At 47.0% G+C, this 17,261-nt stretch carries 17 protein-coding genes, 1 tRNA gene and 1 riboswitch; of the genes, 10 read left to right on the top strand and 8 right to left on the bottom strand.

Annotated features, from left to right (window positions below; translation table 11 throughout):
* The first annotated feature begins 4 nt into the window (after positions 1-4).
* The 4 genes from LY387_RS04735 (at position 5) to LY387_RS04720 (ending at position 3,243) form a co-directional block, all read left to right on the top strand.
* Positions 5-763: an IclR family transcriptional regulator gene (locus tag LY387_RS04735; RefSeq protein ID WP_234495483.1), complete on the top strand. Its 759-nt coding sequence runs from the start codon at positions 5-7 to the stop codon at positions 761-763.
* A gap of 9 nt (positions 764-772) precedes the next feature.
* A complete protein-coding gene (locus LY387_RS04730; protein WP_234495482.1) occupies positions 773-1,642 on the top strand; it encodes an L-ribulose-5-phosphate 3-epimerase in 870 nt (289 codons plus the stop codon).
* 12 nt (positions 1,643-1,654) lie between these two features.
* Positions 1,655-1,978 carry a hypothetical protein gene (locus tag LY387_RS04725; protein ID WP_234495481.1) on the top strand — a complete coding sequence of 108 codons (324 nt, stop codon included), beginning with the start codon at positions 1,655-1,657 and terminating at the stop codon, positions 1,976-1,978.
* A gap of 65 nt (positions 1,979-2,043) precedes the next feature.
* Complete coding sequence (locus LY387_RS04720) at positions 2,044-3,243, top strand: MFS transporter (protein ID WP_234495480.1); 1,200 nt, start codon at positions 2,044-2,046, stop codon at positions 3,241-3,243.
* 370 nt (positions 3,244-3,613) lie between these two features.
* On the opposite strand, the gene moaE is transcribed toward LY387_RS04720, so the two are convergent.
* From moaE to moaA, 5 genes are all read right to left on the bottom strand, one after another.
* Positions 3,614-4,069, bottom strand: coding sequence for a molybdopterin synthase catalytic subunit MoaE (gene moaE, locus LY387_RS04715; protein ID WP_234495479.1), 456 nt, complete (start codon positions 4,067-4,069; stop codon positions 3,614-3,616).
* Between the two features lies 1 nt (position 4,070).
* The gene (moaD, locus tag LY387_RS04710; RefSeq protein ID WP_234495478.1) at positions 4,071-4,316 is read right to left on the bottom strand and encodes a molybdopterin synthase sulfur carrier subunit; all 246 of its coding nucleotides are present in this window, start codon (positions 4,314-4,316) and stop codon (positions 4,071-4,073) included.
* Positions 4,313-4,792: a cyclic pyranopterin monophosphate synthase MoaC gene (moaC, locus tag LY387_RS04705; protein WP_128648620.1), complete on the bottom strand. Its 480-nt coding sequence runs from the start codon at positions 4,790-4,792 to the stop codon at positions 4,313-4,315. The genes moaD and moaC overlap by 4 nt, the downstream gene beginning before the upstream one ends.
* 15 nt (positions 4,793-4,807) lie before the next feature.
* Complete coding sequence (gene moaB, locus LY387_RS04700; protein WP_042476651.1) at positions 4,808-5,320, bottom strand: molybdenum cofactor biosynthesis protein B; 513 nt, start codon at positions 5,318-5,320, stop codon at positions 4,808-4,810.
* Positions 5,321-5,367: 47 nt separating this feature from the next.
* A complete protein-coding gene (gene moaA / locus LY387_RS04695; RefSeq protein ID WP_234495477.1) occupies positions 5,368-6,357 on the bottom strand; it encodes a GTP 3',8-cyclase MoaA in 990 nt (329 codons plus the stop codon).
* Positions 6,346-6,495: riboswitch (molybdenum cofactor riboswitch) on the bottom strand. It overlaps the preceding gene by 12 nt.
* 170 nt (positions 6,496-6,665) lie before the next feature.
* Between moaA and LY387_RS04690 the strand changes: the two genes are divergently transcribed.
* Positions 6,666-7,553 (top strand): YvcK family protein, encoded by an 888-nt coding sequence (locus LY387_RS04690; protein WP_234495476.1) that lies wholly within the window; start codon positions 6,666-6,668, stop codon positions 7,551-7,553.
* 44 nt (positions 7,554-7,597) lie between these two features.
* Here the strand turns inward: LY387_RS04690 and LY387_RS04685 are convergent, their stop codons facing one another.
* From LY387_RS04685 to uvrB, 3 genes are all read right to left on the bottom strand, one after another.
* Positions 7,598-7,948, bottom strand: coding sequence for an Hpt domain-containing protein (locus LY387_RS04685; RefSeq protein ID WP_234495475.1), 351 nt, complete (start codon positions 7,946-7,948; stop codon positions 7,598-7,600).
* Positions 7,945-9,339, bottom strand: a complete 1,395-nt coding sequence (luxO, locus tag LY387_RS04680; RefSeq protein WP_234495474.1) for a quorum-sensing sigma-54 dependent transcriptional regulator LuxO — start codon at positions 9,337-9,339, stop codon at positions 7,945-7,947. Before luxO ends, LY387_RS04685 begins: the two co-directional genes overlap by 4 nt.
* Before the next feature lie 133 nt (positions 9,340-9,472).
* The gene (gene uvrB, locus LY387_RS04675) at positions 9,473-11,503 is read right to left on the bottom strand and encodes an excinuclease ABC subunit UvrB (protein ID WP_234495473.1); all 2,031 of its coding nucleotides are present in this window, start codon (positions 11,501-11,503) and stop codon (positions 9,473-9,475) included.
* A gap of 488 nt (positions 11,504-11,991) precedes the next feature.
* Between uvrB and LY387_RS04670 the strand changes: the two genes are divergently transcribed.
* The 5 genes from LY387_RS04670 to rsxD all read left to right on the top strand — a co-directional run bounded on the left by LY387_RS04670 (position 11,992) and on the right by rsxD (position 17,259).
* Positions 11,992-12,067 (top strand) — tRNA-Asn (locus LY387_RS04670).
* 215 nt (positions 12,068-12,282) lie between these two features.
* Positions 12,283-12,864 carry an electron transport complex subunit RsxA gene (gene rsxA, locus LY387_RS04665; protein WP_042476631.1) on the top strand — a complete coding sequence of 194 codons (582 nt, stop codon included), beginning with the start codon at positions 12,283-12,285 and terminating at the stop codon, positions 12,862-12,864.
* Entirely contained in the window at positions 12,864-13,445 is a 582-nt protein-coding gene (rsxB, locus tag LY387_RS04660; protein WP_128648622.1) for an electron transport complex subunit RsxB, read from the top strand. The genes rsxA and rsxB overlap by 1 nt, the downstream gene beginning before the upstream one ends.
* An 8-nt stretch (positions 13,446-13,453) precedes the next feature.
* Positions 13,454-16,213, top strand: coding sequence for an electron transport complex subunit RsxC (rsxC, locus tag LY387_RS04655; RefSeq protein ID WP_234495472.1), 2,760 nt, complete (start codon positions 13,454-13,456; stop codon positions 16,211-16,213).
* On the top strand, positions 16,213-17,259 hold the full coding sequence (gene rsxD, locus LY387_RS04650; RefSeq protein ID WP_234495471.1) for an electron transport complex subunit RsxD: 1,047 nt from the start codon (positions 16,213-16,215) through the stop codon (positions 17,257-17,259). The genes rsxC and rsxD overlap by 1 nt, the downstream gene beginning before the upstream one ends.
* Positions 17,260-17,261: the final 2 nt, after the last annotated feature.

Raw genomic sequence — 17,261 nt, 5'->3', positions numbered from 1 at the left:
GTATATGAGTGAGCAAATTAAATCGTTGTCTAAAGCGTTAAGTGTACTGGAGTTTCTAGGGAACTATCCAAACGGAGTTTCCCTACAAAAAGTGTCTGAAGGCACAGGCTTTAATAAGTCTTCAGTCCACCGCATTTTGGCAACATTTGAAGCCTCGGGATACGTTGCTCAAATGAGTTCTGGTAAAGAATATCGCCTTACTATGAAGCTGGTACAGCTCGGTCATGCCGCAATTAACTCTGACGTAACAGGAGCGGTGAAACCTTTCCTATCAGAGCTACTTAACGACGTTAATGAAACCGTGAATTTTCTGTCGTTTGATGCTGACAACATCATCTTCAAAGACAAGTTCGAGCCAGTCAACGCCGCCTTTCGAACTCGCACCTATGTCGGTTTACATTCTCCTATGTACTGCTCCGCAGCTGGGAAGTGTTACCTCGCATTTAGCTCCGATGCGGTACGAGAAACTTATTGGCAACGTAATGTCAGCACAATGAAGCCGTTAACTGAGAATACTATTTTAGATAAATCTCAGTTCTTTAGTGTTCTTGATCAAATCAAAGCGCGTGGTTACGCCTTGGATGATGAAGAAAACGAAGCTGGTATTTCTTGTGTGGCTGTTCCTATTTTTGACAAAAACAACACCCCTGTATACGCAGTCAGCGTTTCTTCACTAACTCCAAAAATGAAAGCACTAGGTTATGAAGAAATTGCCAGTAAAATTCAAGATATTACCGCGCGTATAGAGGAACAACTTTTTTAAGGAAAAAGTATGTTCAACTCTCAAAACAAATTCAGATTAGGTATTTACGAAAAAGCTATGCCAGCGTCTCTCTCTTGGGAAGAGCGCTTGATAAAAGCCAAAGACGCTGGATTCGACTTTGTCGAAATCTCTGTAGACGAAACCGATGAACGTCGAGCTCGTCTTGATTGGTCTGATGAAGAAATTTACAAACTTCGTCACCTATGCGAAAAATACGAAATGCCTTTGCAATCCATGTGCTTAAGTGCGCATCGCAAATTCCCATTCGGTTCAATGGACGAAAGCACTCGCGCAGCATCCCATGTCATCATGGAAAAAGCGATTGCTCTAGCCTACAAACTAGGTATCCGCTGTATCCAGATGGCCGGCTATGACGTGTACTACGAACCTCAATCAGCAGAAACCCATCGCCTTTTTGTTGAAGGCATGAAACAAGCGACCAAGCTAGCGGAAAGAGCGGGCATCATGCTAGGCGTCGAGATTATGGACACGCCATACCTAAACTCGCTCAGCAAATTTGAAGTGCTCAAACGTGAGATTCCGTCCCCTTATTTTATGGCTTATCCCGACGTAGGCAATATTTCAGGTTGGAACCACGATGTGTGCACTGAACTCAGGTTAAGCCGCGATCATCTGGTTCAGGTCCACTTGAAAGATACACTACGCGTCTCAGAAAGCTGTGATGGTCAGTTCCGTGACTTGGTCATCGGAGAAGGTCAAGTCGACTTCGCTTCGATTTTTAAAACGCTCGCTGATATAGACTATCGAGGACCTCTCGTGATCGAGATGTGGGCTCAAAACGACAACTGGTTCGAGGATATCACTAAAGCCAAAGCGACCCTCAAATCCATCGCTAACCAATCTGGTTTTGAGCTGTAAGGGGACAACGTTATGACGATTATTCGCACCGCTTTCTTTGAAGCCGAGTTAACCGAAGAACAGAAACAAGATTTCTATCAGTATATGGATAATGAAGTTGTGCCTATTATTCGCACCTTTCCAAATAACCTTGGTGTCGTTGTCAACAAACCTGAAGCCATCGAAGCCGATAGCCACAAGAACTTGTTGCTGATGATGCAACACAGTTATGAAGACGAAGCGACGATGCTAAAAGCTTTGGATTCTGATGCGCGAGTTAGGAGTATGCTCGCTACTAAAGTCATCATTGAGAAATACAACATTCATGTCCATCACATCAACTTTGTGCGTGACTAGATTTTCTTAATCCGGCAAAAAGCAGAAGGTAAACTTCTGCTTTTTTTATAGGTAGAGGAGGCGCAATGAGAGCATTCCATTTAAAAGATGCCCCGCTGGTCTTATTATCACTGATCTTTTTTATTTGGGGCTTGATTACTGTTTCAAGTAATTCTCTTATTCCCTACTACAAAGATACCTTTTCCCTAGACTACAAAATGGCCATGCTTTTTCCTATGGCCTTCTTCATTACAAGGGTGACTGTCTCGCTGCCTACGTCATTTATTATGGCAAAACTCGGATATCGCACCACCATGAAGTATTGTCTTTGGTGGTGCCTGTTGGGTTGCTTGGTTATGGCATATCTCGTTCGGACAGAATCGCTGTATCCTACCTTATTGGGCATACTTTTGATGGCATCGGGGATTTCAGCAATTCAAGTTGTCAGCTCACCTTACGTCTCACTTTTATCTACACCGGATAAAAGTGTCGTCAGACAGAGTATCGCAACAGCTGCTAACTCCATCGGTACCGTACTTGGCCCCTTGGTTTTGTCCGGAGTGATTGTGGCTGCTAGCACTTTAGGATTGGTGAGGACCTCTCTCCATGTCTCAATTCTTTTTTTGATGATTGCTAGCTTTTTTGTTTTCTTACTGATCTTTTTCAGCAAAATAAGCTTACCTGATATCAAGCCAAAACAAGTATCGGGATTTTGGAAAGGACTAATACGTCTAGCAATAAACCGAGAGTTTGTAATGCTTGCGACAGTACTACTACTCTATGTCGGTGCTGAAGTTAGTTTTGGCACCTTTACAATTACCTACTTAGCAGAAGAGCATTATGGAGATTTAGGTCTCATTAAGGCAACACAACTCATAGCAACCTACTGGGTCTTTATGTTCCTTGGACGATTGCTTTTTGCTAAATTCGGTCATTTAGTGAATCGTCAGATATTGTTTACGTATGCATGCCTCATCGCGGCACTGATTAGTTCAATTGCTTTATTGGTTAAAGCTAGTTGGGTGGGTTTTTTATTACTATTCGTCGGGTTATGTAATGCCGCTCTCTACCCTATCATTTACGCGCAAGCACTACGAGCATCAGGCAAATACAACGCTCAAGGAGCCGCTATTCTGATTATGTGTTCAATTGGCGGGGTGATATTGCCATTAGTGCAGGCCAGTTTGATCGACGACTACTCATTAAGAATGAGCTATATTGCACCAATTGGCACTTATTTGCTCATGGCTGTTTTGTATTGGTCTAGCTTGAAAATGAAGCGTTAACTCTGAAGCCATACAGAATAGCTATACCCAAGCTGATGCTACGAGTAGGAGAATTGCGGTCATGACCACACTAGCTTTAGCGAAAAAAAGTACTTCATTGTAAAAAGAAGTTTTCATTGATACTTGGCTATCTTCGTTGCTAACTACTGTACTATTCATACTTTGATCTCATCAGGGCGTGATTAAAGGTCAATTTTGCGCCAGCATGTGACCAAAGTCAAAGTTATTTGTTGTTTTATTACACCAAATAGTTCATTGAACCCAAGCTCACTCCAACAAATTGTTCATGCGCAGCTCAAAAATAATCACAAAAAAAGGGACCAAGCCTTCGCTTGATCCCTATAATTTCTCACCTGAACGGTGCATAAATTTACTTCTGCCAGCGCTCAGCAGCCTGTGCATCAGAGTCCCGAGACTCCACCCAGCGAGTTGACTCTGTCGTGCGCTCTTTTTTCCAGAATGGTGCTTTGGTTTTCAGATAGTCCATAATGAACTCACACGCCTCAAAAGCACTGCCACGGTGGGCACTGGAGACACCAACAAATACAATCTGGTCGCCAGCATCAAGGTCACCAACGCGGTGGATAACGCGAATTCCATTTAGCATCCAACGTGATTCCGCTTCATCACAGATCTTTTCCAAAGAACGCTCTGTCATTCCTGGGTAGTGTTCAAGTGTCATGCCGACCACGTTATCGCCTAAGTTCATGTCGCGCACCTTGCCTGTGAAAGTCACAATAGCGCCTGAGGCCGTACCCTGCGCCAATGCTTCATACTCGTCACCGACAGAGAAATCTTCACGTTGAACAGATACTCGAATAGTCATATTAACCCCCAGTGACGGGAGGGAAGAAAGCGACTTCATCGCCGTCTTTCACAGCAGAATCGAGAGGCATGATATCTTGGTTGACGGCAGCAAGCAGCTTGCCTGGCTCAAGAGCCAGATCCCACTTGCCTTCTTGTGTCGCCAAGTGAGCACGAATGTCTTCAACTGTAGCAAAATCCATGTCTAGGTCGACACTGTCGACGCCCACCAGTTCTCGAGTTTGTGCAAAAAAGAGTACTTTAATCATGATTCGACCTTAAAGTGTCCTGACTTACCGCCAGTTTTTTCCAACAATCGAACGCTGTCGATGACCATGTCTTTTTGTACCGCCTTGCACATGTCGTAAATCGTCAAAGCGGCAACAGATGCTGCGGTTAGTGCTTCCATCTCAACACCAGTCTTACCTGCTAGTTTACAGACTGACTCGATGCGTACTTTATTCTCATCTTCAAGCGCTTCAAGTTGCACTTCGACTTTAGACAGCAACAACGGGTGACACAGTGGGATCAAATCCCAAGTTTTCTTTGCCGCTTGAATACCAGCAATACGCGCTGTCGCGAACACATCACCCTTGTGATGGTTGCCCGAGGTAATCATTTTCAGCGTTTCTGGCGCCATATGGACGAAAGCTTCCGCTCGTGCTTCTCGAACCGTCTCTGCTTTTGCCGAGACGTCGACCATGTTGGCCTCGCCCGATGCATTAATATGAGTAAATTCCGACATGGTTTACCTCAACAATTACTTAGTTAGGTGAGGCATAAAGTTACATGGACGATGGCTCGCATCTAGCTGCTGCTTAATGATCTTCGTCCAACCAGTACGACACGCACCGGTAGAGCCTGGCATCGCAAAGATAACAGTGTGGTTCGCAAAACCCGCAATTGCGCGCGATTGAATGGTAGAGGTGCCGATCTCTTCATACGATACCGCACGGAACAGCTCACCAAAGCCTTCTACTTGCTTATCGAACAGAGGAACCAGCGCTTCTGGCGTGCTGTCGCGAGAGGTGAAGCCAGTACCGCCAGTAATCATCACCGCTTGAACGCTTTCATCCGCAATCCACTGTGAGACTACAGCGCGAATTTGGTAGATGTCATCAATAACGATTTTCTTATCCGCAAGCGTGTGGCCCGCTTCCTGTAAATTCTCAACGAGGTAGCGACCCGACGTATCGTTCTCTTCAGTACGTGTGTCTGAAACGGTTAGCACTGCGATATTCGCAGGCACAAATTTGCTCTCTGCGTGACCCATGATTTTTCACCCTATAAAAACTGTAAACGTAACGTCAACGGCTAGAATTAGCCGCCGATAGATGCCAAGTGAGGCGTCATTCCCGAATTACCATCATGTAGGAAGTGACTGACCGACTTGGTCTGTAATTGTGCTTGGATGCGCTCGATCAGCGCTTGCTCTTGAGTGTCTTCTTGTAGTAAGTCGCGCAGCTCAACACCATGTTCGCCAAACAAGCAGAGATGCAGCTTGCCCATAGCAGAAACACGTAAGCGGTTACAACTCTCACAGAAGTTCTTCTCATACGGCATGATCAACCCAATCTCGCCTTTGTAATCGGCGTGAACAAATACCTGTGCAGGACCGTCGTTTTTCTGACGCGCCTTGAGTATCCAGCCGTTAGCGATAAGTTGGTTGCGGATATCGACACCTGACACGTGGTGGTTCTGGAACAGTTCGTCCATTTCACCCGTTTGCATGAGTTCGATAAACCGAAGTTGAATAGGACGGTCTTTGATCCAGTTGAGGAACGAAGGCAGCTCTTTTGCATTGAGATCTTTCATCAATACAACGTTAACCTTGACCTGCTCGTACCCAATTTCAAACGCACGGTCGATACCAGCCATCACCTCGGTAAACTTATTTTCACCAGTGATCTGATGGAACATGCGCGGATCTAAACTGTCGACACTGACGTTAATGTGTGTCAAACCCGCTTGCTGCCAAGTATCCACTTGCTTCGCCATGCGATAGCCATTTGTCGTCGTCGCGACTTTAGTGATACCCGGAGTATTAGCGACCGTTTCAATGATCTGAGGAAAGTCCTTCCTGAGACTTGGCTCACCACCAGTAATGCGCACCTTCGACGTACCACAATCTGCAAACGCAGTTACGACACGCTTGATTTCAGGTAGCGTCAAAAATGCCGGTCTTTTTTGACCGGGTGGTTTGTAGCCATCAGGGAGGCAGTATGTACATCGGAAATTACAGACATCTGTAACCGACAAGCGCAAGTAATAAAACTTGCGATGGAATTTATCTTCGAATTGTTGCGCCACGGAACACCTTTCCAAACACGGGAGGCGTGATCATTTCCAATCAAGCCCTTGTGACCAATCTGTCACTGGCTCAACACGCTTATCTTGAATGATTTCATCATAAGACTTAGCGTCGTGAGCTCGGAGTTATGGCAATTAACACTCTTGGAGCGTTAACAGCGTGCGATTAAAATACTTAATAACGACGGGGTTTTCCAGTTCTCTAATCAAAAAACCTTACTTATTCGTCATTTTTATTATAGTTGAGTATCGTAAATGAACAATTTACCCTATGTTACGACAACTCGATAACATAAAAGAAGAATAAGATGAGCATACATTCATCAAAAAAAGTCGTGGCGATTGGCGGGGGCCACGGACTTGGCAGAATGTTGGCTGCACTCAAAGATTTTGGTTCCAATGCTACCGGCATTGTGGCCACCACAGATAATGGTGGTTCGACTGGTCGCATTCGTGAGTGCCAAGGTGGCATTGCATGGGGAGACACGCGTAACTGTATCAACCAGCTCATTACCGACCCATCCATTGGTTCAATGATGTTTGAGTATCGCTTTAAAGGGACTGGAGACCTAAACGGTCACAACCTTGGTAACCTTATGCTGACCGCGCTCGACAATTTATCCGTTCGACCTTTAGAAGCCATTGAGCTTATCCGTGACCTTTTGAAAGTGGACGTCAATATTATCCCCATGTCGGAGCATCCTTCAGACTTAAAAGCACTGTCGGTGGATGGTAAGTGGGTGACGGGCGAAACGTCAGTTGATGAGATGGAACAAGACTTACAGCGCCTTGATCTAGAACCTTTTGTTCCCGCGACAAAGGAAGCGGTAGACGCAGTTGCACAGGCCGATTGCATTGTTCTCGGCCCCGGTAGCTTCCTGACCAGCATCATGCCTCCACTACTTTTAGCGGACTTAAGCCAAGCCATAGCTAAGAACACCAACGCAAAGGTGGTATTTGTGGAGAACCTATCGCCTGAATATGGACCGGCAGGTCGCATGACGCTAGAGCAAAAACTGAAATGGTGTGAGCGTGCATTACAAGGTAGAAAGCTCGACGTTATCTTGGGAGAAGAAGCGCATCCTGACATTTGTTCAGAATGGAATTGCGTCACCCTGCCGCTTGCATCACCAAACCGAGATTGGCGTCACGACCGTTCAAAACTCAAAGCCGCGATAGAATCACTGTTGCAATGATCGAAATGAGCACTAAAAAAGGGCTGTGTAAACACAGCCCTTTGTTATGATTCCAGCTCAGCTAAAAACGATACGTAAGTAGAGTGCGTTCTGTCGAGTAACACCAGTACTTTGTCGATTAATGCTTGGTCATGAGGCAGAGTATTCTGCTTGGATAAGGTGTCGACCTCGATAGCTAACTGACATAGCGGCTCCGCTCCAAAACTTGCCGCGCTGCTTTTAAGCGCATGACAAATTTCCGCCAACTGGGTTAGCTTGTCTTCAAGCGAACCTGAAGAAAGCTGCTCTTGATATGTCACTAATTCGCCGGTAAAAATGCCCAATAGAATTGGAATATTGTCAGGTCCAATTTCCTTAGTAAGCTGATCGACTCGCTCTCGATTCATAAGTGTCATACTTTATTCTCACTCGCATTCCATGCTTGGATTTTTCTATAGATAGTCGATGGACTAACATCTAAGTACTTAGCAGCTTGAGGAATATTCCCATCACACGCTTCAATCGCCTGCTCGATGGTACGGCGCTCAGTTTGCCACAACGGCTGTATATCCTGAGGACCAAACGACGACGTAATAGTAGCTGCGGGCTTACTTACGACGACAGGTATATTCAATGGTGGAGGTAACATGTCCAAGGTAATTTCCTTGCCATGGTTCAGCACGACCACATTTCGAAGCACATTCTGCAACTGACGTACGTTACCCGGCCATTCATATTGAATAAATCGCTCTATCACATCCTGCGAAAAACGTACGAAACTTTTGCCTTCTTCATGGGACATAAAACCCAACAGCGAATAGGCAATCTCAATTACGTCCTCTTCACGGTCTCGAAGTGGTGGCAAGTGAAGTGGGATAACGTACAAGCGATAGTACAAATCTTCCCTAAAGCGCCCTTCTTGTACCTCTTTCCAGGGATCTCGGTTGGTTGCACACACGAAGCGCACATCCACTTTCTTCATTCGAGAAGAACCAACCTTCTGGAATGTACCTGTTTGGATAAATCGCAATAACTTGGTTTGTAGGTCAAGATCCATCTCACACAGCTCATCGAGGAATAACGTTCCTCCATCGGCGAGCTCTGCCGCACCTTGTCTGTCTACCGCCGCGCCGGTAAAAGCGCCTTTCACGTGACCAAACAGTTCACTCTCAATCAAATCTTTAGGAATTGCAGCACAGTTAATGGCGATGAACGGCTTATCACCACGCTTACTCGCTGCGTGAATGGCTTCTGCGCATACCTCTTTACCGGTACCACTTTCGCCTGTGATAAAAATACTGGCTTTACTGGATGCGGCAGAGTCGATGGTACGGTATACGGCTTGCATTGGCTGACTACTGCCGATGAAACCTTGATAACTCGGGCTGCCGGTATCATTGATCTCATCACGCAGCTTAGAGGCTTTGCGGATGGCGTTGGTGACCGTGACGCGCAGACGGTCTGCCTCACAGGGTTTGATCAAGAAGTCTTGCGCCCCGTGTTGCATCGCGTCTACCGCAATGTCGATAGAACCGTGCGCCGTCATAAAGATGATCGGCACATCGGGATTGAATTTTTTTACTGCGTCCAACACATCCATACCTGTCATGTCGGGAAGACGCAGGTCGAGAAGTATTAGATCAGGCGTCCGATGCTCTAAGCTTTGAATCGCGTCGCGGCCATTGCCAACGATATTGATATCGATCCCCAAAGGAGAAAGGTACGAGCGATACAACGCAGCAACGGAGGCAGTATCTTCTACCATCAATAGGTAGCGAGACTTCGGCTCGTCGATTAAAGGTTGCATAAATCCTAGCTAACTGTTGTTTTGTTATGTTTGCTTTATAAGCATATTCGCATTTTGCAATTATTGGCTGGTAAAAACCATTTTTATTTTGCAGTTTAAAACCTGAGCAGCCTAGCAGACTGCTCCTAGCTTGTTAACTGTTTGCAATAAAGTGCTGTCTAAGTTTCTCTATTTCATCACGTTTTTCGGCTGCCAACTCAAACTCAAGGTTCTGAGCATGTTGGTACATCTCGCCTTCGAGCTTGAGTATTTGCTTCTCAAGATCTTGAGAAGATAGCGCCACATAAGCCTGCGACGGCTCGGCCACCTTCGACAGTGGTACCTGTTTGCCTTTTTTAGGCTTACCACTTTTCACTGCGCCGCCTATCTCCATAATATCTTTGATATTACGTTTTAGCGCAGTCGGCACTTTACCGTGCTCTTCATTATAAGCATGCTGTTTTTCACGGCGACGATTGGTTTCATCAATGGCTTTCTTCATTGATTTGGTGATGGTGTCACCATAAAGAATCGCCTTGCCTTTGAGGTTACGGGCCGCACGACCTATCGTCTGGATCAAAGAGCGCTCTGAGCGCAGAAAGCCTTCTTTATCGGCATCGAGAATCGCCACCAGAGAAACCTCTGGCATATCGAGACCCTCTCGAAGTAAGTTGATCCCTACCAAGACATCAAACTCACCCAACCTCAAATCACGAATGATTTCGGTTCGCTCCACGGTATCGATATCTGAGTGCAGATAGCGAACTTTCACGCCATGCTCATTGAGATATTCCGTCAGATCTTCCGCCATGCGTTTAGTCAGCGTTGTGACCAAAACACGCTCATCAATCGCAGCTCGCGCTTTTGCTTCTGACAGCAAATCATCAACCTGAGTCGCCACCGGGCGCACTTCAATTTCAGGGTCTAACAGACCTGTAGGTCGCACGACTTGGTCCGCTACATCGCCGTTGGATTTTTCAAGCTCGTAAGCACTTGGCGTTGCCGAAACAAAGATGGTTTGCGGCGCAATCATCTCAAACTCTTCGAACTTCATTGGACGGTTATCCAATGCTGAAGGTAAACGGAAACCAAACTCCACCAGCGTCTCTTTTCGAGAGCGGTCACCCTTGTACATGGCCCCGATCTGTGGAACCGTCACGTGGGATTCGTCGATGATCAGCAAACCGTCTTTTGGTAAGTAATCAAACAGCGTCGGAGGCGGCTCACCCTCTTTACGACCACTTAAGTAACGAGAGTAGTTTTCGATGCCAGAGCAGAAACCAAGCTCGTTCATCATCTCGATATCAAACTGGGTACGCTGCGATATCCGCTGCTCTTCGAGCAGTTTATTGTTCTCTTTTAAGTAATCTTGTCGGATAACGAGTTCTTTTTTTATCTCTTCAATAGCATCAAGAATGCGCTCTCTTGGTGTTACGTAGTGTGTCTTCGGATAGATGGTGTAACGCGCAATATCTCTTTGGGTAATCACACCAGTAAGAGGATCAAACAGGCTGATGCAGTCGATCTCATCGTCAAACATCTCCAGACGTACCGCCTCTTGATCCGATTCAGCCGGGAATATGTCAATGACTTCACCGCGAACCCTGAACTGTCCGCGTTCAAACGCGACATCGTTTCGTGAATATTGAAGCTCTGCTAAGCGAAGTAAAATGTCTCGCTGGTCGATGACCGCGCCACGCGTCACGTGAAGCATCATCTTCAAATAGGAGTCTGGATCACCCAGACCATAGATCGCGGATACAGATGCGACGATGATGGCGTCTTTACGCTCAAGCAGCGCTTTGGTTGCTGATAATCGCATTTGCTCAATATGAGCGTTTACCGATGCATCTTTTTCGATGAAAGTATCGGTGGTCGGAACGTACGCTTCTGGTTGGTAGTAGTCGTAGTATGAAACGAAATACTCGACAGCATTATTCGGAAAGAAAGCCTTCATCTCACCATACAACTGTGCCGCGAGTGTCTTGTTAGGCGCTAGCAAAATAGCAGGGCGCTGCGCCTGTGCAATCACATTAGCAAGCGTGAAGGTTTTACCTGACCCTGTCACTCCGAGCAAAGTCTGGTGTGCCAAACCTGAATCAAGCCCATCTACGAGTTGAGCGATAGCGGCAGGCTGATCGCCAGATGGTTGGTAGTCGGAAACCAAATCAAAGTGTTTTGCCATGTGTTTCTATCCCTTATCTGCAACCCTAGTATTTCAACGCTAGTCGCCTAATTTTGCAACTAAAATGCTCGCTTTTATCAACCATGTTTGCTATCGTAATCGCCCCGCCAAGCTCTAGCTCCAAACGTTAATCGCAAATTCATCCACGGTTTTTCCCCAATCAATCAATTATACTCTGTGAACATCCTTATTCTCACTTTTGATACTTTTCTCAATAACATTCGTAAATAACTGTTTATTATCAACTTAATTGACTTAAGAATCAGTTATTCACAAGCTGACAAGTGAGTAATTACTCAAATTCTGAATTGACCCCGTACAATTAACACATTTATCCACAAATTTGGTGGATAAGTAAAACAAGCTCAACACCCGCAAGGCTCTCAGAAAAGTAAAGAAATTTTTGGATCTTTTTTTCTGGTGATTTTTCAAAAAAACCGTTGACTCAAACATCTAGGATAGCTAAGATTCGCCCCGCTTTAAGCAATTCCCCCTTAGTTCAGTTGGTAGAACGGCGGACTGTTAATCCGTATGTCGCAGGTTCGAGTCCCGCAGGGGGAGCCAAATTCAGAATAAGCCGTGTCGTAAGACGCGGCTTTTTCGTATCTGCTAGACAGAAATCTCCTTCGAAAGCTGTGTCAAACGACATGGCTTTTTTCGTTTTTAGCCCGAACGCTTATACTTTTCGTACAAACAAGCAAAACCATAGATTTCGCAGGTTGTTATTCACCGCTCAAAACAGGATAATATTGGGATCGGAGCTCTTTACACTTATTATTATGACCGAATATCTCTTGTTGTTGGTGGGTACGGTACTCGTCAACAATTTCGTACTGGTAAAATTCCTTGGGTTGTGCCCGTTTATGGGCGTGTCGAAAAAACTCGAGACAGCAATTGGCATGGGCCTAGCGACGACATTCGTACTGACGCTAGCCTCTGTGTGCGCCTATCTGGTGGAAACCTATGTACTGGTTCCGCTCGGCATTCAATATCTCAGAACCATGAGCTTTATCTTGGTGATTGCCGTGGTGGTTCAGTTCACAGAAATGGTCGTGCACAAGACGAGTCCTACACTCTATCGTCTACTCGGTATTTTCCTACCGCTGATCACGACCAACTGCGCGGTTCTCGGTGTTGCACTTCTTAATATCAATGAAAACCACAACTTTATTGAATCTATCATCTATGGATTCGGCGCGGCTGTCGGCTTTTCGTTGGTGCTCATTCTGTTCGCTTCCATGCGCGAGCGTATTGCTGCGGCCGACGTCCCTGCACCGTTTAAAGGTGCATCGATTGCCATGATTACAGCAGGTCTCATGTCACTGGCGTTCATGGGCTTTACAGGGTTGGTGAAATTGTAATGACTACCATCCTTATCGCTATTATTGCCGTCGTCATTCTCGCAGGCTTATTTGGTGCTGTGCTGGGTTTCGCCTCCATTAAGTTTAAGGTGGAAGCCGACCCGATCGTTGACCAAATAGACAGTATTCTTCCGCAAACCCAATGTGGTCAATGTGGATACCCAGGTTGCCGCCCTTACGCGGAAGCTATCGCCAACGGTGATGCGATTAACAAATGTCCTCCGGGCGGTCAGCCTACTATCGAAAAACTGGCAGACTTAATGGGCGTTGAAGTCGAGGACTCTGCTCACGATGCTGAGAAATCGATTAAGAAAGTGGCGTTTATTCATGAGGACATGTGTATTGGGTGCACTAAATGCATTCAAGCCTGCCCGGTAGATGCCATTGTGGGGGGCACGAAAGCCCTGCATACCGTTATCAAGGATGAGTGTACGGGTTGCGATCTTTGTGTTGCACCTTGTCCAACTGATTGTATTGAAATGATCCCCGTTGAAACCACAGCTGATACATGGAAATGGCAAATGGATGCTATCCCTGTCGTCAATATTACCGAACCAACTACAGAACTAAACGGTAAATAGGGAGCACTATGTTATCACTCATCGAACAGATTAAAACTGGCTCTCTTTGGGACTTCCCGGGTGGCGTGCACCCACAAGAAAATAAGAAGCAGTCTAATCAGAGCGAAATTGTTAAAGCGTCAGTTCCAAACGAATTAGTCATTCCCCTTAAACAGCATATTGGTAAACCAGGCGACATCTTGGTCAGCGTTGGCGACCGAGTGCTCAAGGGACAACCGCTTAGCCAAGTGAATGCGGCATTTATGTTGCCTGTTCATGCACCAACCTCGGGGACTATCACAGCAATTGAGCCTCGCACTATTGCGCACCCGTCTGGTCTTAGCGATCTATGCATTGTTATTGAATCAGACCAACAAGACCAATGGATAGAGCTCGATCCAGTTGCCGATTTTACCGCACTCGAACCCGACGCCATTATCGAGAAGATTCGCTTAGCGGGTATCTCTGGCATGGGTGGTGCGGGTTTCCCGACTGCCAAAAAGATTCAGTCTGGCTTGCAGCGTACCGAGATCCTGATCCTCAATGCCGCAGAGTGTGAACCGTATATCACAGCTGACGATCGTTTAATGCAAGACTTTGCGCAAGAGGTGATTGAAGGGATCAATATCCTTAAGCATGTCTTAAAGCCAAAGCTCACTATCATCGGTATCGAAGACAATAAACCAGAAGCGATCAAAGCGCTGGAAATGGCAGCAGCTGACGAAGATATCGTCATTCGGGTCATTCCAACGAAGTATCCTTCTGGTGGTGAAAAGCAGCTCATTAAGATCCTAACCAACCTGGAGGTACCTGTTGGTGGCATTCCGGCAGATATTGGCTTGATGGTGCAAAATATTGGTTCGGCTTACGCGATTAAACGTGCTGTTTGCAACGGCGAGCCACTTGTTGAGCGTGTGGTGACCCTTACGGGTAAAACCTTCAAGAAGCCACGCAATGTTTGGGCATTGATTGGCACGCCAGTGCAAGCCCTGCTCGATGAATTTGGCTACAAAGCAGATAAGAAATCTCAGCGCCTAATCATGGGTGGCCCTATGATGGGCTTCACCTTGCCGCATGCGAATGTGCCTATCACCAAAACTGCTAACTGCATTTTGGCGCCGACGTTTAGAGAGATCGACCCTCGCTCTCACGAGATAGCCTGTATCCGTTGTAGTCAGTGCGCAGAAGCCTGCCCTGCATCTTTGTTGCCACAGCAACTGCAATGGTATGCCAAGTCGCAAGAATACGATAAGTGTGAAGAGCTCAACCTTAAAGACTGTATTGAGTGTGGTGCGTGCGCATTTGTCTGCCCAAGCGAAATTCCGCTCGTCCAGTACTATCGTCAAGCAAAAGCAGAGATCCGCACACGTAAAGCAGAATCAGAAGCAGCAGAGCGTGCCAAGGTTCGTTTTGAAGAGAAAAAAGCACGTCTAGAGCGTGATAAAGCTGAACGCGAGAACCGCTTCAAGAAAGCAGCAGACGATCGTCGTAAACAAATGAAATCTAGCGGTGGTGACGACGCCATTGCCGCAGCAATAGAGCGAGTTAAAGCACAGAAAGCAGGCGCTGATACAGCTGGCGAAGTCAAACCGGCTGTCGCTGCAGCTATTGCTCGTGCGAAAGCAAAACAAGCAGAAGCGGCGAAACAAGGTCAAGCTGAGCCTGATAACTCCGAAATGGCAAAACTGCGCGAAGAGCGCAAACGTCAAGCACGCGAGCGCAAAGCGCAAAAAGCCACTGACTCAAACGCTGTTGAGAATGACGCTGGCACTACTGAACAAGATCCTAAGAAAGCCGCAATAGCCGCAGCGCTGGCAAGAGCCAAAGCGAAAAAAGCGGCTCAGCAACAAGCTGCGGAATCAGCAGGCGATGTTGAGTCGAATGAGCAAAGTGCGAAAAAAGATGCGGTTGCCGCGGCGATAGCGCGGGCGAAAGCACGAAAAGAAGCGTCGCAAGCTGAAACCTCAATCTCAGAGAGTGAATCACCTGCAGCCGAAACGGGCGATGCAAAGAAAGCGGCCGTTGCCGCAGCAATTGCTCGTGCTAAAGCTCGTAAGCAAGCGACACAAGCTGAAGCAACAGAAGTAGACAGTGAAACAGCTGCACCTGAATCGGATGACCCGAAAAAAGCGGCTGTGGCTGCTGCAATTGCCCGAGCAAAAGCTCGCAAACAAGCAGCGCAAGCTGAAACACCGGAAACAGACGGTGAAACCGCTGCGCCTGAATCGGATGACCCGAAAAAAGCGGCCGTAGCTGCTGCAGTTGCTCGTGCTAAAGCTCGCAAGCAAGCAGCGCAAGCTGACACACCGGAAGCAGAAAGTAAAACAACTGCACCTGAATCAGAAGATCCGAAGAAAGCGGCTGTGGCCGCTGCCATTGCTCGTGCTAAAGCTCGCAAGCAAGCAGCGCAAGCTGACACGCCGGAAGCAGAAAGCGAAACAGCTGCGCCTGAATCGGACGATCCGAAGAAAGCGGCCGTTGCTGCTGCAATTGCCCGAGCAAAAGCTCGCAAGCAAGCAGCACAAGCTGAAACACCGGAAGCAGACAGTGAAACCGCTTCGCCTGAATCGGATGACCCGAAGAAAGCGGCTGTGGCTGCGGCAATTGCTCGAGCTAAGGCTCGCAAGCAAGCAGCACAAGCTGAAGCGCCAGAGGTAGACAGTCAAACTACAGCCTCTGATTCGAATGCTCCTGAGACGGAAGATCCAAAGAAAGCCGCGGTCGCCGCTGCGATTGCGCGAGCTAAAGCACGAAAACTCGAACAAGAAAAAAATAAGGAGAACAACTAGTGTCGTTCTTTATAGCTAGCTCTCCACATGCACATAGCCGCAAACGTACACCAGACTTGATGAAAGGTGTGGCCCTATGCGCTTTGCCTGGTTTGGTTGCTCAAACCTACTTCTTCGGTTGGGGAACGCTAGTTCAACTTGCATTCGCTATTGTTGTTGGACTTGGTTTAGAAGCGGCAATTATGCTTCTTCGTAAGCGCTCGCCATCACTAGCACTTCGTGATTACAGTGCACTGGTCACTGCATGGCTGTTGGCGATTGCCATCCCGCCACTGTCACCATGGTGGATTGTGGCCATTGGTCTGGTCTTCGCTATCGTTATCGCCAAGCACCTTTATGGTGGCTTAGGACAAAACCCGTTTAATCCAGCTATGGTGGCGTATGTAGTCTTGCTTATCTCTTTCCCTGTGGAAATGACAAGCTGGATTGCACCAAACGCTATCTCTAGTGAGCCCGTGAGTTTTGCAGATGCATTTTCACTGATTTTTGGTGGTTTTGATGCGGATGGCTACTCGCTTCAGCAGATCAGAACCGGCATTGATGGGATCACGATGGCAACGCCGCTTGATGCGTTCAAAACCGGTATTAGTAACGGCAATACGTCAGCTGAAGTCTTCGAACAGCCTATTTTCGGTAGCCTAGCCGGCGTTGGCTGGGAGTGGGTAAACCTTGCCTACCTTCTTGGTGGATTGGTTCTACTAAAACTGCGCATAATCCAATGGCACATCCCAGTCGCGATGCTTGCATCTTTGACTATCGTCAGCGGTTCCTTTGCTTTGGTTCTGCCGGGCGAGACAGGTTCGCCACTACTGCACCTACTATCCGGTGCGACTATGTTGGGTGCATTTTTCATTGCAACTGACCCTGTTTCCGCGTCAACGACAGTGAAAGGTCGACTTATCTTTGGTGCCTTTATCGGTTTGATGGTCTTTGTGATCCGAACTTGGGGTGGCTTCCCTGATGGTGTGGCGTTTAGCGTTCTTCTCGCCAACATGTGTGTGCCACTGATCGATTACTACACTAAACCAAGAACCTACGGACATTGATA

The organism is Vibrio maritimus, assembly GCF_021441885.1.
Classification (GTDB): Bacteria; Pseudomonadota; Gammaproteobacteria; order Enterobacterales; family Vibrionaceae; genus Vibrio; species Vibrio maritimus_B.
Note: the sequence above shows the minus strand (reverse complement) of the source record. Positions and strands in the feature narration are given on the sequence as shown.

Excerpts from the sequence above, each read along its gene's own strand:
- LY387_RS04735 (WP_234495483.1), top strand. The coding sequence starts at position 5 with ATGAGTGAGCAAATTAAATCGTTGTCTAAAGCGTTAAGTGTACTGGAG.
- LY387_RS04730 (WP_234495482.1), top strand. The coding sequence starts at position 773 with ATGTTCAACTCTCAAAACAAATTCAGATTAGGTATTTACGAAAAAGCT.
- LY387_RS04725 (WP_234495481.1), top strand. The coding sequence starts at position 1,655 with ATGACGATTATTCGCACCGCTTTCTTTGAAGCCGAGTTAACCGAAGAA.
- LY387_RS04720 (WP_234495480.1), top strand. The coding sequence starts at position 2,044 with ATGAGAGCATTCCATTTAAAAGATGCCCCGCTGGTCTTATTATCACTG.
- moaE (WP_234495479.1), bottom strand. The coding sequence starts at position 4,069 with ATGACTATTCGAGTATCTGTTCAACGTGAAGATTTCTCTGTCGGTGAC.
- moaD (WP_234495478.1), bottom strand. The coding sequence starts at position 4,316 with ATGATTAAAGTACTCTTTTTTGCACAAACTCGAGAACTGGTGGGCGTC.
- moaC (WP_128648620.1), bottom strand. The coding sequence starts at position 4,792 with ATGTCGGAATTTACTCATATTAATGCATCGGGCGAGGCCAACATGGTC.
- moaB (WP_042476651.1), bottom strand. The coding sequence starts at position 5,320 with ATGGGTCACGCAGAGAGCAAATTTGTGCCTGCGAATATCGCAGTGCTA.
- LY387_RS04690 (WP_234495476.1), top strand. The coding sequence starts at position 6,666 with ATGAGCATACATTCATCAAAAAAAGTCGTGGCGATTGGCGGGGGCCAC.
- LY387_RS04685 (WP_234495475.1), bottom strand. The coding sequence starts at position 7,948 with ATGACACTTATGAATCGAGAGCGAGTCGATCAGCTTACTAAGGAAATT.
- luxO (WP_234495474.1), bottom strand. The coding sequence starts at position 9,339 with ATGCAACCTTTAATCGACGAGCCGAAGTCTCGCTACCTATTGATGGTA.
- uvrB (WP_234495473.1), bottom strand. The coding sequence starts at position 11,503 with ATGGCAAAACACTTTGATTTGGTTTCCGACTACCAACCATCTGGCGAT.
- rsxA (WP_042476631.1), top strand. The coding sequence starts at position 12,283 with ATGACCGAATATCTCTTGTTGTTGGTGGGTACGGTACTCGTCAACAAT.
- rsxB (WP_128648622.1), top strand. The coding sequence starts at position 12,864 with ATGACTACCATCCTTATCGCTATTATTGCCGTCGTCATTCTCGCAGGC.
- rsxC (WP_234495472.1), top strand. The coding sequence starts at position 13,454 with ATGTTATCACTCATCGAACAGATTAAAACTGGCTCTCTTTGGGACTTC.